Below are 15,899 nucleotides of genomic sequence, written 5' to 3' on the forward strand. Positions count from 1 at the left end.
CGAAAGGTCGCTGTCGAGAGGAATGTGGGGCGTAAGAAATCGAGGCGTTCAACCTAGACCGTAGCGCCTCCTCTCACAACGCCTAGCGAGAGCCGCCAATGCGAGTTCACCCGGTTGCCTAGCTGAGCCGCTTGGGCTCATGGTTGAGCCCCTGATGGGGTCCACTTCAAAGGTGCGGCAGTCGTTCTTCGGCGGCAAGAAGCTAAGGCATGGCTAAGGGGAGTAGCTGAAAACCAGTCTTGATTTCCGCCAGGTCGCTCGGCTCGCCACTATAATGCTAGAGTCCGCTCTCTGATGCCGGCTCTTTTCCCTGCGCCTTGTCTTTTCTCGATATGCCTTCACCGTATTGGCTTACTGCTGCGCGACGAAGGCCGAACCGGCTTGTGGCGCAAAGAGCCGCCCCAGCGTTATCGTGCAATCAGGCCGGGCGGCCGGGCGGCTTCACGCTCGTCGAGTTGCTCGTGGTGATCGCGATCATCGGCTTGCTGGTGGCGCTCCTGCTGCCGGCCGTGCAGGCGGCCCGCGAGGCGGCCCGCGTGACGCAGTGCAAGAACAACCTGCACCAGGTCTCCCTGGCGATCTTGCAGCACGAAACAGCGCTGGGCGCCTTGCCCTCGGGGGGCTGGGGCGGGTCGTGGATCGGCGACCCCGACGCCGGCGTCGGCCCCCGCCAGCCGGGCGGTTGGATCTTTCAGTCGGCGCCGTTTATGGAGGGCCAAGCCGCGTTCGCCGTCGGCCCGGGGCTGATCAACGAAGAACGCCGCGCGGCTCTCGCCGCGCTCTCCCAGGTCGTGGTTCCCTCGCTCACCTGCCCCAGCCGTCGCGAGGCTCGGATCTACCCCTCACTCGACTTGGCCTGCTTCAACTACAACCCCGTCGAGTGGTCCGCCAAAACCGACTACGCGGCCAACGGCGGTGCCTCGCCCTGCACCGGCAGCGGACCGCGGCCGGTTTACCCGCTCGTCAACTCCGACTGTCGTGGTCAGTACCCTAATTGCGAATGGGAGTTCGACAAGGTGTGGCTCGACCGGTACTGGAACGGCGTGGTCGGCGATCACATCGGCGCCCGGCTGTCGCAGATCACCGATGGCACGAGCAAAACGCTGTTGGTGGGGGAGAAGTGGCTTCACGTGCTCTATTACCAGCAGGTGACGGTCGACGCCGAATACGACAACGCAACGAACAAGTCGCCGCACGACAACCCCGGCGACAACAGCCCGCTCTACGTCGGCTTCGACTACGACAACCTGCGGGCGGCGGGGGCTGCGCCCCAGCGTGACATCGACTACATCTACTCGCACCCGCAGCAAGACAAGAAGGGCGCCCACTACCGCGACCGCTTCGGCGGCCCCCACGTGGCGGGCTTTATGGTCGCTCGTTGCGACGGCTCGGTCACGAGCATCGGGTTCGATGTCGACTCGACGGTTTGGCTCCGCCTCGGCGTGCGGAACGACGGCGAGTTGTAGCCGTCGCTTGCGAATGCGCGAGTGGCCAAGAATATTCCGGTGGCCCGCCGTAGAAGGCCCGTCAGAACGTTTTCTCCGCCCCCCGGCGGAGCGAACGCCCCACAAAACGCACCGCGTTGGCGCGGCGGGCGGCCTAGATCCGAAAGATCGCAGCGGCGCGCACCCCCTGCGGCGCCCAATTATCTTTGTAGCGGCTCTTTCACCTAATTTCGACAATCGCTTTTGGCCGCGCGCGCAGCAGCGATTCTTGGCCACTTGCGATTTTGTCGTAAGCGTCCAGGCGGCAACGCCTTGTGGCGATTTTCAGGCGGCCCTGAATCGTTTGCAATCGGAGAAAGGATTTCTTTGTCGCGTTTTTGGCCGCGCTGGCTGTAGCCGTTAGCCAACAGCCAACGGCTACATATCCCCGTTCTCTCCGGTGGGCTCGCTTGGCGGGGCATCCGTCGTCGCTTGGTGTCGCGGCGAGCCTAGCAGGAAGGCCGCTCCGTACGCCGAATAGACCACGCTCAGGAACACGATGGCGGGCGCCGTGTCGTTGCTGAGCGAGGGCGCCATTCCCCAGGCTTCCTTGGCGCTTCATCGCGTCTTCCGAGCGATAAGCATCCTCGCTGCGCCCCAGACGCAACAGCCACGGCGCATCGCCGCACCATGCCTCAAAGTAGCCCGCCGGGGACAAACAGGTTGAGGTTGCGCCATCGACTGCTTAGGCTTGGATGGCGGCGGGGCAGAGCCCATGCCGGCGCCGGTGGCGGCGTCTGCTGTTGGTTTGTTCCGGCTTGCCATCGCTCATCTAACCTCATCTGGGAGACCGCTAATGTTCTGCACCACAGATTCGCTACGCGCCAGCGCCATTTTTTCACGGTCTCTCGTGCGGCTTGCGGCGGCTGCCCTGGCCGTTGCCTGCCTGCTAACGCCCGCCGGCGCGTTGGCCCAGATCGACAAGAGCACGCCGATCCTCTTTCAATCGAGAATCTCTTCGTTGTCGGCCGGTGGCGTGGCGACGCTGCCGCTGGGCCCCGGCGGCGCCCCGGTGCTGACCGAGGTCTCGCTCAACTTGGCGCCGGGCGCCGATTCGAAGCGGCTCTACTCGTCCGTCGCGCCGGACATGATCGTCGCCCCCGACATGATTGTCGCGCCCGACATGCTCGCCGGTCCCGGGCCCGACGGAGCCGACGGGTTCGAGTTCGACCTCTACCGCACGATCGACTTGCGGTTTGATCTCGGGTTCACCGACATCGACCCCACCGCCGACTTCGCGGCCGCGTTGGGCGACACGCCGGTCGCCAGCGCCCAGGCCGATTTCGAGCTCGTCTCGGAGCCGACGACTTTTGTGTTCGATCCGAAAGACCCCGGTTACGGCATGCTGCGGGGACGCAAGCCGCCGTTCCGTGGGCACGTGACGGTGCTCAAGATCGCTTTTCCCGGCGGCGGGGGCGACATCGACCTGGCGGCCGACGGCGTGATGTTGGAGCTGATCGCGGGGACCGACAGCTACCGCGTCGACCCCGTTAGCGGGCAGCTGCTGCACGACGCCGAATTGACGATCGGCCTCACCGGCACGTACGCCGGCCAGCCGTTCGAGGCGCTCGGCCTAACGGGCAGCATTGGCGACCGCGGCCGCTTCGTGCCCGAGCCGGCCACGGCCGGCCTGGCGGCCCTGGCCGCCGCGTTTGCCGCGGGGCGCGTCCGGCGGCGACGGGCGTGGTGAATCGCCCAGTGGGCTTGATTCCGCCTTTCCGCACGCCACAGCGGGTCAAGCCCGTGGCGGCGCCTATATCGCAGTGTCACCGGCCGCGGCTCACCTCAGAGATCATCCGATAGAAGGGGGAACCACAAAGGAACGTCGGAACGACGCCATAAACGGCAGGTTGGCGCCGCAGGCCCATCGGATCGAACGGGGCCGAATCAAACGGAAAGATGTGCCGCCGCTTCGCTTTGTCGCATCCTACGGATACGGACTCGGCGTCTGGTGTCGAAATAGTCCATCCCAAGTAGGACGGGTGCTGGGGCCCATCTTCCCGTGGACCAAGCCGAAGCCGTGACCAATTACCGCCGCGCCCGTATCGAAGGAGGCACTTACTTCTTCACGGTGATCACGCACGAGCGGCGCCCCTTCTTGGCTTCGCCGCTGGCGCGATCGGCCTTGCGACAAGCGATTCGCTCCGTGCGGTCCCATCGGCCCTTCACGATCGACGCGATCGTGCTGCTGCCCGATCACCTGCACACGGTCTGGACGCTCCCCCGCGGAGACGACGACTACTCGACAAGATGGCGGCAGATCAAATCGCTCTTCACAAAGGCCTGGCTCCGCAGCGGGGGAGACGAGGGCGACAGGAGTGTGAGCCGGCAGGTCAAAGGCGAACGAGGCGTGTGGCACAGGCGAATGTTCGAGCACGCCTGCCGCGACGAAGCCGACATGAAGAGGTGTGTCGACTACCTGCACGCCAATCCGCTCAAGCATGGCCTTGTGAGCCTCACACGCGACTGGCCGTGGTCGTCATTCCACCGCTGCGTGCGGCTCGGCGAGTACCCGGCCGATTGGGGCTCGGCCGCCGAGTGGTACGGCGATGAGTGGGCGGCGTACGAGTAGCGACGCGGCCGTGTGGTGTGAGCGGGGAGATGGGTGCGAGCACCCATCCTACCTTCTACTCTACGTCGGCGGACGCACGCTTCGAAGAAACGACTGTACCCCCACAAGGTCCACAGAAACTGCTGAAACCAACCTTGGCTGTTACGACGAATGGCTCAAGCCGTTCGCCTTCCTTAAGTTGAGACAACTTGGCATCTGTCGCAGCAGTGCAATCTTGCATCACGCTATCCACATACCAAAAACCAATGATGCCGTAAGCAGCAACAGCAATAGGCAGTATATACAACAATACAGTCAATGCCGAGCTTATTGCTTTCAGTTCGCAACCATTACTACTGTTTGACACATTGACCTCCGCATGGGCCTGACCAGCTAAAACCTGAACATGTTATAGCCTGACCTACCTGCTTCACCGATCAGTCAAGCTGCTGGTTGGTTCACCCGACATCAGAATGGGCCGCCACTCGCTCGTCGGGCGCTCGGCGCCGTGGTGCGGCGTCGGCGACTCCTGGCCAGGCATCCGCCGATGATCGCCGTGAGCTGGAGAGCGGTGGGTTCAGGAACCGCCCGTTCCACTAAGGTGAGGGTCAGTGTCGCAGCGGGGTCGAAATAGTCGCGGTTGGACCTTTGGATCGAAATCAATTCGAACTCGAATGCCGATCCATCGGCTAAGACGCCCGACAGGACGACGTCACGGTCGGTGAACAGGAAGGCTTCGCCAGGAACCAGGTCGGTCGCCACGACACCATCGACGAAAAACTCGGTCCCGAAAAGGTTGATCTCACTACTAGTGGAGGCTTTAAAGTAATCGCCGACGGTTCCTCCGGAGATGTTCACCTCGCTGCCGGACAAGGCGGCAAAGTCATCGCCGACGGTCCCTCCGGAGATGTTCACCTCGCTGCCGGACCAGGCGGTAAACTGACGGCCGACGGTTCCTCCGGAGATGTTCACCTCGCTGCCGTACCTGGCGTAGAAATCACTGCCGACGGTTCCTCCGGAGATGTTCACCTCGCTGCCGGAATCGGCGGCAAAGTCATCGCCGACGGTTCCTCCGGAGATGTTCACCTCGCTGCCGTACCAGGCTTCAAAGCGATCGCCGACGGTCCCTCCGGAGATGTTCACCTCGCTGCCGGAATCGGCGTAGAAATCACTGCCGACGGTCCCTCCGAAGATGTTCACCTTGCCGGAATAGGCGTTAAAGCGATCGCCGACGGTTCCTCCGGAGATGTTCACCTTGTCGGAATGGGCGTTAAAGTCATCGCCGACGGTCCCTCCGGAGATGTTCACCTCGCTGCCGAAATAGGCTAATAAGGAATCGCCGACGGTCCCTCCGGAGATGTTCACCTCGCTGCCGGACCAGGCTCCTAAGTAATCGCCGACGGTTCCTCCGGAGATGTTCACCTCGCTGCCGGATAAGGCTTCAAAGAAATCGCCGACGGTCCCTCCGGAGATGTTCACCACCGTGTTGTAGGCGCCGGCGTCGTCCCCGAGGCTCCCACCCTCGACGTTGAGTGTTCCGCCTATTGCCTCGAAGTTGGCTGCTAGCTCGCCGCCCTCTTGCAGCGTGAGGGTCTGCCCGGCACGCAAGCCCGAGGGGCGATTCGGCAAAGGCGTGTTCACGACCATCGGAGTCGAATCAATCGCTGGCAACGCGACCCGAGTGAGCGTCACGTTGGTAAGATGGTCTGAGTGATCCCTCGCGAAGATGAAGGTCGAGCCATCTTGTAACGTTCCCGAGAACAGATCGCCGAAGTCGAGCGTGATTGAACCGTCGGTGAAGGCCGATCCGTTGAGCTGAAATTCCCCTCCGATCAGCTCCACCTCGCTGCCGGACCGGGCGAAAAAGCTACGGCCGAAGGTTCCTCCGGAGATGTTCACCTCGCTGCCGGACCAGGCGGCAAAGTAATCGCCGGCGGTTCCTCCGGAGATGTTCACCTCGCTGCCGGAAAAGGCGTCAAAGTCATCGCCGACGGTTCCTCCGGAGATGTTCACCTCGCTGCCGGGCCGGGCTGCAAAGAAATGGTCGACGGTTCCTCCGGAGATGTTCACCTCGCTGCCGGAATAGGCGTCAAAGTCATCGCCGACGGTTCCTCCGGAGATGTTCACCTTGCCGGAATAGGCGTTAAAGTCATCGCCGACGGTCCCTCCGGAGATGTTCACCTCGCTGCCGGACCAGGCTCCTAAGTCATCGCCGACGGTCCCTCCGGAGATGTTCACCTCGCTGCCGGATAAGGCCCCAAAGCTAGTGCCGACGGTTCCTCCGGAGATGTTCACCACCGTGTTGTAGGCGCCGGCGCTGTCCCCGAGGCTCCCACCCTCGACGTTGAGTGTTGCGCCTATTGCCTCGAAGTTGGCTGCTAGCTCGCCGCCCTCTTGCAGCGTGAGGGTCTGCCCGGCACGCAAGCCCGAGGGGCGATTCGGCAGAGGCGTGTTCACGACCATCGGAGTCGAATCAATCGCTGGCAACGTGACCCGAGTGAGCGTCACGTTGGCAAGAGAGTCTGAGTGATCCCTCGCGAAGATGAAGGTCGAGCCATCTTGTAACGTTCCCGAGAACAGATCGCCGTCGGCGAGAGTGATTGAACCGTCGGTGAAGGCCGATCCGTTGAGCTGAAAATCCCCTCCGATCAGCTCCACCTCGCTGCTGGAGCGGGCATCAAATTCACGGCCGACGGTTCCTCCGGAGATGTTCACCTCGCTGCCGTACCAGGCTTCAAAGTAATCGCCGACGGTTCCTCCGGAGATGTTCACCTCGCTGCTGGAATAGGCGTTAAACCAATGGCCGACGGTCCCTCCGGAGATGTTCACCTCGCTGCGGGAATAGGCGTCAAAGTACCGGCCGACGGTTCCTCCGGAGATGTTCACCTCGCTACCAGACCAGCTGAGGAAATCTTGGCCGACGGTTCCTCCGGAGATGTTCACCTCGCTGCCGGAATTGGCGTTGAAATCATCGCCGACGGTTCCTCCATCCGCCAGGTTGAGCTGTTGCAAGTCGCTGACCGATCTCGGTGCGTTATCGGGTGGGACGTTAAAGACGCCGTTGGTGAAGAGGCTCGGGTCCGAAGGGCCGGGGCCAAAAACCTGGGCGTGAGCATCCCCAGACACGATGGAAAGAACCATCGCGAGGAGTCCCGCGATAACAGCCTGATAGGAAGACATTAGGCGCCCGGGCAAAGAGGAGAGGAGCGTGACATGCTCAAAGATCAAGCAGCGGATAGGGCCAAGTATAATCTATAATCCGTTAGATGCCCAGGAACAGTGTGTGAGCCCCTCCACGGCGCTGGCAGCAGCCCAGAAGAGCGGGATGGCCCGCAGGGATTGCGTCTCGGTCGTTTTCCGCGCGGCGGCACGACACTCAGAACACGAATGGTTCCTACGCGGACTCCGCGTCAGACAAAGCCTGACCTACCTGCTTCTTCGGGGGGACTAGAGCGGTTTGCTCATTGGAGTAGACGCTCGGCTCGCGATCGGCGTCATGGCTTCGTCAGCCTGCATCGACAATGCGCCGCATTGCCTGCTTCGGCTTCCTCGCCACGCCGCCAATCGCTTCCCCGCTCGTCCACACCAATCCGAAAACCGCTCTAGTGATGCAACGCTGAGCGGCGGCTTCTTGTGGCTGCGCCACCCAGGTTCAAGAACCTGGGCTACCCTGGAGTCCTGCCTTGCCTAGCTGCTGGTCAGGCCTCGCCCTCGGCTTCGGGCGTTTCTGGCGCCTCGCCTTCCTTCTCTTCTTGCGGCACGCGGACGATCGCGGTCAGCTGGTCGCTGCCGTCGAGCGACATGATGCGCACGCCCTGCGTGTTGCGGCCGATCGTGCTGACGTCGGCCGCGCGGATGCGCTGCAGCTTGCCGCCGGCGGTCATCATCAGCAGCTCGTCGTCGTCGGTGACCGCCGCCACGCCGACCACCCGGCCGTTGCGGTCGGTGGTCTTGATGTCGCGGAGGCCCTTGCCGCCGCGGTTCTGGGTGCGGTAGCGGGCGCCGCTGGCGGTGTCGTCAGTGGCGCCTTCTTCTTCGGCGGTGTCGTCCGTGGGTTCTGCCCCCTCTCCCGGCCCCTCCCCACCAGTGGGAGGGGAGTCCGTGGCGTTGGGGCCGAAGGGGGTTCGTTTGCCGTAGCCGTGCTCGGTGGCGGTGAGCAGCGTGGCGTCGGGGTCGGCGACGACCATGCCGACCAGGGCGTCGTCTTTGGAGAGCTTGATGCCTTTGACGCCGCTCGAGTTGCGGCCCATGGGTCGCGCGTCGGACTCGTCGAAGCGGATCGCCATGCCTTGCTCGGTGACCAGCAGCACCTCGTCGCCCTTCTGGGCGATGACGACATCGACCAGCTCATCGCCCTCTTTGAGCTTGATGGCGATGATGCCGGTCTTCATCGGGCGGCTGTAGGCCGACAGGTCGGTCTTCTTCACCAGGCCGCCGCGGGTGGCCATCATCAGGTAATGGTCGGGCCGGCTGAAGTCGCGGACCGCGCGGCAATCGGCGATCTTCTCCTCGGCCGAGCCGTCTTCGCCCGTGGCGAGGTTCAGCAGGTTGACGACCGCGCGGCCTTTCGCGTCGCGGGCGAGCTCGGGCAGGTTGTAGACCTTCTGCCAGTAGACCTTGCCGCGGTTGGTGAAGAACATCAGGTAATCGTGCGTGCTCGTGACGAACAGGTGCTCGATCGGGTCGTCGTCGTCGGTCTTGGCGCCCTTGATGCCCTTGCCGCCGCGGTTCTGGGCGCGGTAGGTGCTGGCGGCCGTGCGTTTGATGTAGCCGTTGTGCGAGATCGAGACGACCATCGTCTCTTCCTCGATGAGGTCCTCCAGGTCGACGTCGCCGAGCTCCTCGCCGGAGATCTCGGTGCGGCGTTTGTCGGCCAGACGCGAGGCGGCCAGCTGCTCCATGTCGTCGCGGATGATGGCGTAGATGCGGGCCTCGTCGCCGAGGATCTCGAGGTACCCGGCGATCTCTTCGAGCAGCTTGGCGTGCTCGTCGGCGAGCTTCTCTTGCTCGAGGTTCACCAACTGGCCGAGCGTCATCTTGAGGATCGCGTCGGCCTGCACCGGGGTGAGCGAGTACTCCTCGGCCACGCCGCGTTCGTCCTGGAACTGGGCGTAGCCCTGATCGCCCAAGGCGCGCTGGAGCAGCGCGCCGGGGGTCTTGATCTGCATCAGCGCCTGCTTGGCCTCGGGCTGCGTCTTGCTCGCCCGGATGACGCGGATCACCTCGTCGATGTTGGCGTGCGCCAGCAGCAGGCCCTGCACGGTGTGCTTGCGGCGGCGGGCGCGGGCCAGCAGGAACTGCGTGCGGCGGCGGATGACGGTCACCCGGTGCCGCAGGAACTCTTGCAGCAGCTCCTTGAGGGTGAGCACCCGCGGCTTGCCGTCGACCAGCGCGAGCAAGATCACGCTGAACGTGTCTTGGATCGGCGAGAACTTGTAGAGCTGGTTGAGCACGACATCGGGGTCGGCGTCGCGTTTGAGCTCCACAACGATGCGGACCGGCTCGTGCAGGTCGGACTCGTCGCGCACGTCGCTGATGCCGGCGATCTTGCCCTCGTTCGCCAAGCCGGCGATCTTCTTGATCACGGGGTCGCGCGACTGCTGGTACGGCACCTCGTGGATGACGATGCGGTTCTTCTTGCCGTTCTGCTCGATCGTGGTGCGGGCGCGGAGCGTGATCGTGCTGCGGCCGGTCTGATAGCCTTTGAGGATCGAGCTGCGGCCGCAGATGATGCCGCCCGTGGGGAAGTCGGGCCCCGGGATGTGCTCCATCAGCTCGATGACCGAGGCGCCCGGGTTGTCGATCAGCTCGATGACCGCGCGGCAGACCTCGCCGAGGTTGTGGGGCGGGATGCTGGTTGCCATGCCGACCGCGATGCCGCCCGAGCCGTTGACAACAAGGTTCGGGAACTTCGACGGCAGGACCGTCGGCTCGGTCTGCTTCTCGTCGTAGGTCGGCGTGAAGTCGACCGTGTCGAGCTTGATGTCGTCGAGCATCAGCGCGGCGACGTTCGACAGTCGGGCCTCGGTGTAACGCATGGCGGCCGGCGGCAGACCGGCGATGCTGCCGAAGTTCCCCTGCGGCGAGATCAGCAGGCTGCGCGTGGCCCACTCCTGCGCCATGCGCACCAGCGTGGGGTAGATCGCCCCGTCGCCGTGCGGGTGGTAGCGTTTCATCGTCTCGCCGACGATACCGGCGCACTTGCTGGTGCTGCCGCCGGGGGCGAGCCCCAGGTCGTTCATCGCCACGAGGATGCGCCGCTGCGACGGCTTGAGGCCGTCGCGCACGTCCGGCAGCGCGCGGCTGACGATCACGCTCATCGCGTAGGTGAGGTAGCTCTCCTTGAGCTCGTCCTCGATCGGCATGTCCGTCAGCCGCCGGGCGATGGCCTGCGTGGCGGGGTCAAAGCCGGGCTCGCCGGTGTTGCGGATATTCGAAAGGGAGCCGTCGGTCGGCTCGTCGTTAGGTTCATCCGGTCCGCTGGAATCGGTCGACAAGGGGTCGGTCCTTCGGCTTGGTGCGTCGGCGTGGGGGCGGGGCGAGGGGGCCACGCCCGCCGGGCTGCGCGGGAGGGGGTAGAGTCCGGTGATTTTACCCGTTTGTGGGCCCGCTCACAACGCTCCGTGGCGGCTCTGTTCCACCCCGAGAATGGTCACCGATTGCATGGGTGAGCACGGATACGACGTCAGGAGGTAGAGCCGAATGCCTTGCGTCGCTACCCACGCGATCCGTGGTCAGCCGTGAAATCCGTGGTCGCTCGCTTTTGGCGAGTTTTCTCGCCTTTTTGTGGCCAATCCTTCTCTATTCGAGGCTGGCGAACCGCGCGGCGTTGCATGATAATCGCCGGCCCGGAGCAATCGCTTTTCCCCTACGCACAAGGATGCAAAGTTGGCCTACTACATCGGAGTCGACGTTGGCGGCACGACCAGCACCCTCTCGGTCGGCGACGACTCTCGGCGCGTGGTCCATGTCTCCGAGCAGTTTCCCACCACGCCCGACTTGGGCCCGCAGAGCTCGGTGGCGGCCATCGTCGCGGCGGCCGCCCAGGCGATGGAGCGCGTCGGCGGCAAGATGAGCGACGTCGAGCGGGTCGGCCTCGCCACGCCGGGGCCGGCGACGATCGACGGCATGCTGCTCAAAACGCCCAACCTCAAGGCCGAGCTGTGGGATCGGTTCCCGATCCGCGCCGAGCTGGAGCACGCGCTGCAGAAGGAGCACGTGGGCGTGACGGTCCGCTACATCGGCGACGGCCAGGCTGCGGCGCTCGGCGAATATGTCATCCGCTCCCGCCAGGTCTCGTGGGACCGTGTCCCCACCTCGAAGCTCGAGGAGGAGAAGCTCGACTCGCTGTTCATGGCGATCGTCGGCACCGGGCTGGGGGGCGGGGCCGTGATGGGGGGCAAGGCGCAGCAAGGCAGCCAGGGCCGCGCGGGGCATGTCGGCCACATCTTGTTGCCCCCTTTCGCCTTCCGCCACGAGCACGACCGCCAGCTGCTGAAGGGGAACGCCTACTGCACGGCCGAGTCGGCCATCTCGCTGTCGGGCCTCGCCCATCAGCTGGAGTACCGCTTGACTCTGGACGAGTGGAAGAGCCACCCGCTCAACAGCGAAGAGGGAACCGCCCGCGACAAGGCCAAGAAGCTGCGCGAGCTGGCGGCCGGCGGCGACGCGCTCGCCTGCGAGCTGTTCGACGACCAGGCCCGCGCGCTCGGCATCGCGATGCTGAGCGTCAACTACCTGGGCGACTACGACCGGCTGGTGGTCGGCGGCGGCGTGTGCGACTTGGCTCCCGCCGTGCGCGAGCGTTACCAACGCTTGGCCGAAGAGGAGTACCACAAGCACGCCCTCGACGGCTTCCGCAACCTCGACCACCTCGAGTTCAGCGTCTGCGGCGACGAGGCCCCGGTCGTCGGCGCCCTCGCCTGGGCGATGGAAGAATAGCCACGCAAAGAATCGCCACGAAAGGGCACGAAAAGACGCGATGGAAGTAACCACGGATTGCACGGATTTCACTGATAGATATTTGAGAGGCATACGCCTTTCAAATTTTCCCATCCGTGAAATCCTTGGTCAGTTATTCTTCTCGTGCTTTTTTCGTGCCTTTTCGTGGCCAACCCCCAACAGAGAACAAGCATGAAGATCGCCATCGGCTCGGACCACGCGGGCTACAAGTACAAAGAGCTCATCAAGCCGCATCTGGAGAAGCTCGGCCACGAGGTGGTCGACTTCGGCTGCGACTCGGACGAGTCGTGCGACTACCCCGACTTCATCCGCCCAACCGCCGAAGCGGTCGCCAAGGGCGACTGCGAGCGGGGGATCGTGCTGGGCGGCTCGGGCAACGGCGAGGCGATCGTGGCGAACCGCGTGCCGGGCGTCCGCTGCGCTCTTTGCTGGAGCGAAGACACGGCCCGCCTCGGCCGCCAGCACAACAACGCCAACTGCCTGTCGATGGGCGAGCGGCAAGTCGATCCCGAGCTATGCCTGAAGATCGTCGACCTCTGGCTCACCACGGAGTTCGAAGGGGGCCGGCACCAGCGGCGGATCGACAAGATCGACGCCCTTTGAGGTATGAGTTAGCGGCGGGAGTCGTAGAGAGGCATTGGCTATCGAGCCACGGTCGATCGAATCCGTCTCGAACCGTGTTCCCGACTCAGTTCTCAGTGTCGCCCTACTCCGTTCCTTAACGTGGGCTTCACGTTTGTGAATGGTTTTAGTCGTACGATATATGGGCTCCCTCCCCTGCCCCGCCGAGACGACATCATGCGAGCGTTCTGCGCCACGGTCTTGCTCCTGCTCCCCTTGGCCTCCCATGCAGGCGAAGACGTTGAGCAATCCGCCCGGGAACTCCAGCGCTTCGAAGCCCCCGAGGCGCGCCAGGCCGTCGCCGTCGACGCCGAGCACTTCTACGCGATCGTCAACTCGCGGATCGGCAAGTACGACAAGGCGTCGGGCGAGCGCGTCCTCTTATGGGAGGCCAGCGAGGCGGCGCCGCTCAGGCATCTCAACTCGGGCGTGGTGCTCGGCGACAAGCTCTACTGCTGCAACTCGAATTTCCCCCACTACCCCGAGACGAGCTCGATCGAGATCTTCGATTGCGACACGCTCGAGCACGTCGGCACGCACAGCTTCGGCATCTACGAGGGCTCGCTCACCTGGGTCGACCGCCACGCGGGGGCGTGGTGGGCCGTGTTCGCACACTACTCGGAGCAGGTGAACAACGACCCGCGCGCCAAGCCGCACACCTACACCACGCTGGTGAAGTTCGACGACCAGTGGCGGCGCATGGCGGGTTGGGTTTTCCCCGCGGCGGTGCTCGAACGCTTCGCGCCGCACAGCTGCTCGGGCGGCGGTTGGGGGCCCGACGGCGCCCTGTACGTGACCGGCCACGACCACGGCGAGCTCTACCGTCTGGAACTCCCGAAGGCGGGCTCGACGCTCGTCCACACGGCGACAATCCAGGCGCCGATCACGGGCCAAGGCGTCGCCTGGGACCGCAGCGAGCCGGGCGTGCTGTACGGCATCGACCGGCCGCGGGGCGAGGTGATCGCCGTGCGGGTCCCGTCGGCAGCCGAGAGCATCGCATCAGCGCAGCTCCAGGTCGACTAGCGCCCCGTCGGCCGGTTTGGTGGAGACGCCCGCCTTCACGCCGCACTCTTCCCCGGCGGCCGAGAATCGCAGCAGCTTCACCACGGCGCCGACGACGAGCGCCACCTCGAGCATGCCGAGGTGCTTGCCGGGGCAGACCCGCGCGCCGTGGCCGAAGCCGTAGTGGAGAAACTCCTTCGGCGTTTTGCCGTTGCTGCGGACCTGTCGCCAGCGATCGGGGGCGAACGCGAGCGCGGGGTAGCCGGTTTTCTCGACTCCCCAGTGGTCTTCGTGGCGGTTGGCGTGCCACACGTCGAGCAAGATGTGCGTTCCCTTGGGCATTCCCATGCGTGAGCCGTCGGCCGCCTCGACCCAGGTCTCTTCGGTCGCTCGGCGTGGCAGGAAGTATAGCGAAGGCGTCAGCCGCAGCGTCTCCTCAAGCACGAGGGAGAAGTGCTCGGCCGCGGCGAGCGTGTCGGGCGTGTACTCCTCCACGTTGCGCACCTCGTGGTAAACCCGCTCTTGGTCCTCGGGCGAACGGGCCAAATGCGAGATGGCCCAGCCGGCGAACGACGTGGTCGCCTCCAAGGCCCCGGCGAGGAACACCTTGAGGTTGCTCCGCAACGCGTCGTCTGAAGCGTCGGAGCGGAACAGCGCCCAGAGCCCCTTGCCCTCTCGTCTTGCGGAGAGGGCCAGCGAGGTCAACTCGTCGAAAGCGGCGTAGTCGGCCTGCACCCGGCGGACCCGACGCGTGAGCCCGGGCCACACGCCGATCGGCACGCCCAGACGGTTGACGACCGTGTCGCGAACAATGTGCTCGATGACCCGCTCGAGCGCCGGCACGTAGCGCTCGCGCACGACAGAGTAAGGCACGCTTGCGCTGAAGAAATTGGCGAGCAACAGTTCGAGCATCACCGGTTTGATCTCGTGCTCCAAGGCGACACGCACGCGGCGCTGGCCGGTCTGGGCCACGTGCTCCCGCAACGCCCCGAGCCGCTCGCCCACGGTCGCGCGGAACGTGAGAGCGAACTCGCCGAACACGTCGTTGCGAAACAACGCCGTCTTGCCGAACGGCGCCGCGGAGAGTTTTCTTTGGCGGCGCCACATCGACCCATTGGAGAACAGCAGCGTGTCCTCGCCGGTCGCCCGGGCGATGCCTGTCGACGGCAGCGAGTCGCGGTCGAACTGGCCGGGGCGGTCGCCGGTCTGAGTGGCGATCGCTCGGATCAGGGCCGGGTCGCGTGTGACCATGATCGGCGGCGAGCCGGGCACGGCGAGGTAGCGGTTGTGGCGCCCGGGGCCGGTCTCGTCGTCGGCCCCCCAGAACAGGCTGTCGAGGATCTCGAGCGGTCGCTGGTAGTTCCAGGGGTGTGGGAACGGCAGGCAGGGCCGCCCCGAACCGGGGGCTAGGAGCGGCGACCGGCCCGGCAGACAGTCTCCTTGGAACGGGTTGCGGGGCATGGTCGCTGGCGATCCTGTCGGCCTCGAAGAGTGGACGGCGAGCCGACAAGTATACCCCGCCCCGGCGCCCTGTCGCCACGCGTGGCGGCAGGGCTTGCTAACCCGGGAGCGGGGTCTACGATCCAACACGTACTCGAACCCCCGTTCCCCAAGGTGCCCCCGCCATGCCCCGCATCCTCGCTTTCTCCGGCAGCGCCCGCAAAGACTCGTTCAACCAGCGGCTCGTCACGATCGCCGCCCGGGCCGCCGAGGAGGCGGGCGCCGAGGTGACGCTCCTCAACCTCGCCGACTACCCGCTGCCGATCTTCAACGAAGACCTCGAGGCCGAAGGGACGCCCGACAACGCGTTGAAGCTCAAGAAGCTCTTCTTGGCCCACGACGGGTTGCTGATCTCTTGCCCCGAGTACAACAGCTCGATCACGCCGCTGCTGAAGAACACGATCGATTGGGTGTCGCGTCCGATTGAGGGCGAGCCGCGGTTGGCGGCGTACCAATACAAAGTCGCCACGCTGATGGCGGCGTCGCCCGGCGCGCTGGGCGGTTTGCGTGGGTTGGTTCATGTCCGCGCGATCTTGCAGAACATCGGCGTCACGGTGCTGCCGGGTCAGGTGGCGGTTGGCGGGGCGGCCGGCGCGTTCGCCGCCGACGGTTCGCTCAAGGACGAGAAGCAACAAGCGAGCATCGCTAGCCTCGGTTCCGGGCTGGCGAATTATCTTCAGCGTTTGAGCGATTGATCGGAGGTTTTGCTGTTGGACGAAAACTTTTTTCGTGACTCGCGAAACTGCCCTTGAAGCGATCCGCCGACCCGCGTAACTTCC

12 protein-coding genes are annotated in these 15,899 nt (G+C 64.8%); 9 read left to right on the forward strand and 3 right to left on the reverse strand.

What is annotated here, in order from left to right; genetic code table 11:
• Positions 1-383 precede the first annotated feature (383 nt).
• On the forward strand, positions 384-1,466 hold the full coding sequence (locus Mal64_RS00190; protein WP_231993541.1) for a DUF1559 family PulG-like putative transporter: 1,083 nt from the start codon (positions 384-386) through the stop codon (positions 1,464-1,466).
• 396 nt (positions 1,467-1,862) lie between these two features.
• On the opposite strand, the gene Mal64_RS19525 is transcribed toward Mal64_RS00190, so the two are convergent.
• Positions 1,863-2,021, reverse strand: coding sequence for a hypothetical protein (locus Mal64_RS19525; RefSeq protein WP_197525281.1), 159 nt, complete (start codon positions 2,019-2,021; stop codon positions 1,863-1,865).
• A 259-nt stretch (positions 2,022-2,280) separates the two neighbouring features.
• Here Mal64_RS19525 and Mal64_RS00195 point away from each other — a divergent pair, with 259 nt between their 5' ends.
• From Mal64_RS00195 to Mal64_RS20340, 4 genes are all read left to right on the forward strand, one after another.
• Positions 2,281-3,174: a hypothetical protein gene (locus tag Mal64_RS00195; RefSeq protein WP_146395502.1), complete on the forward strand. Its 894-nt coding sequence runs from the start codon at positions 2,281-2,283 to the stop codon at positions 3,172-3,174.
• Positions 3,175-3,486: 312 nt separating this feature from the next.
• Complete coding sequence (locus Mal64_RS00200; RefSeq protein ID WP_315852739.1) at positions 3,487-4,056, forward strand: REP-associated tyrosine transposase; 570 nt, start codon at positions 3,487-3,489, stop codon at positions 4,054-4,056.
• 864 nt (positions 4,057-4,920) lie between these two features.
• On the forward strand, positions 4,921-5,364 hold the full coding sequence (locus tag Mal64_RS20330; protein ID WP_391570406.1) for a DUF4097 family beta strand repeat-containing protein: 444 nt from the start codon (positions 4,921-4,923) through the stop codon (positions 5,362-5,364).
• A 1,413-nt stretch (positions 5,365-6,777) separates the two neighbouring features.
• Positions 6,778-7,218: a hypothetical protein gene (locus tag Mal64_RS20340; protein ID WP_391570407.1), complete on the forward strand. Its 441-nt coding sequence runs from the start codon at positions 6,778-6,780 to the stop codon at positions 7,216-7,218.
• Between the two features lie 515 nt (positions 7,219-7,733).
• Here the strand turns inward: Mal64_RS20340 and gyrA are convergent.
• Positions 7,734-10,532, reverse strand: a complete 2,799-nt coding sequence (gene gyrA / locus Mal64_RS00210; RefSeq protein ID WP_391570393.1) for a DNA gyrase subunit A — start codon at positions 10,530-10,532, stop codon at positions 7,734-7,736.
• 391 nt (positions 10,533-10,923) lie between these two features.
• On the opposite strand from gyrA, the gene Mal64_RS00215 reads away from it, so the two are divergent.
• The 3 genes from Mal64_RS00215 to Mal64_RS00225 all read left to right on the forward strand — a co-directional run bounded on the left by Mal64_RS00215 (position 10,924) and on the right by Mal64_RS00225 (position 13,641).
• Positions 10,924-11,976 (forward strand): ROK family protein, encoded by a 1,053-nt coding sequence (locus Mal64_RS00215; RefSeq protein WP_146395504.1) that lies wholly within the window; start codon positions 10,924-10,926, stop codon positions 11,974-11,976.
• Positions 11,977-12,168: 192 nt separating this feature from the next.
• Positions 12,169-12,600, forward strand: a complete 432-nt coding sequence (gene rpiB, locus Mal64_RS00220) for a ribose 5-phosphate isomerase B (RefSeq protein WP_146395506.1) — start codon at positions 12,169-12,171, stop codon at positions 12,598-12,600.
• Between the two features lie 195 nt (positions 12,601-12,795).
• Positions 12,796-13,641 (forward strand): hypothetical protein, encoded by an 846-nt coding sequence (locus Mal64_RS00225; protein WP_146395508.1) that lies wholly within the window; start codon positions 12,796-12,798, stop codon positions 13,639-13,641.
• Here Mal64_RS00225 and Mal64_RS00230 read toward each other — a convergent pair.
• Positions 13,618-15,081 carry a cytochrome P450 gene (locus tag Mal64_RS00230; protein ID WP_146395510.1) on the reverse strand — a complete coding sequence of 488 codons (1,464 nt, stop codon included), beginning with the start codon at positions 15,079-15,081 and terminating at the stop codon, positions 13,618-13,620. The genes Mal64_RS00225 and Mal64_RS00230 overlap by 24 nt on opposite strands.
• 164 nt (positions 15,082-15,245) lie before the next feature.
• Between Mal64_RS00230 and Mal64_RS00235 the strand changes: the two genes are divergently transcribed.
• Positions 15,246-15,815 carry an NADPH-dependent FMN reductase gene (locus tag Mal64_RS00235; protein WP_146395512.1) on the forward strand — a complete coding sequence of 190 codons (570 nt, stop codon included), beginning with the start codon at positions 15,246-15,248 and terminating at the stop codon, positions 15,813-15,815.
• The last annotated feature ends 84 nt before the right edge of the window (positions 15,816-15,899 follow it).

Origin of the sequence: Pseudobythopirellula maris (assembly GCF_007859945.1) — a bacterium.
GTDB classification, from domain to species: Bacteria; Planctomycetota; Planctomycetia; order Pirellulales; family Lacipirellulaceae; genus Pseudobythopirellula; species Pseudobythopirellula maris.

What these genes read in the sequence shown, in the direction of transcription:
- Mal64_RS00230 (WP_146395510.1), bottom strand. Translation starts at nt 15,081, where the DNA reads ATGCCCCGCAACCCGTTCCAAGGAGACTGTCTGCCGGGCCGGTCGCCG.
- rpiB (WP_146395506.1), top strand. Translation starts at nt 12,169, where the DNA reads ATGAAGATCGCCATCGGCTCGGACCACGCGGGCTACAAGTACAAAGAG.
- Mal64_RS00235 (WP_146395512.1), top strand. Translation starts at nt 15,246, where the DNA reads ATGCCCCGCATCCTCGCTTTCTCCGGCAGCGCCCGCAAAGACTCGTTC.
- Mal64_RS00195 (WP_146395502.1), top strand. Translation starts at nt 2,281, where the DNA reads ATGTTCTGCACCACAGATTCGCTACGCGCCAGCGCCATTTTTTCACGG.
- Mal64_RS19525 (WP_197525281.1), bottom strand. Translation starts at nt 2,021, where the DNA reads ATGGCGCCCTCGCTCAGCAACGACACGGCGCCCGCCATCGTGTTCCTG.
- Mal64_RS00225 (WP_146395508.1), top strand. Translation starts at nt 12,796, where the DNA reads ATGCGAGCGTTCTGCGCCACGGTCTTGCTCCTGCTCCCCTTGGCCTCC.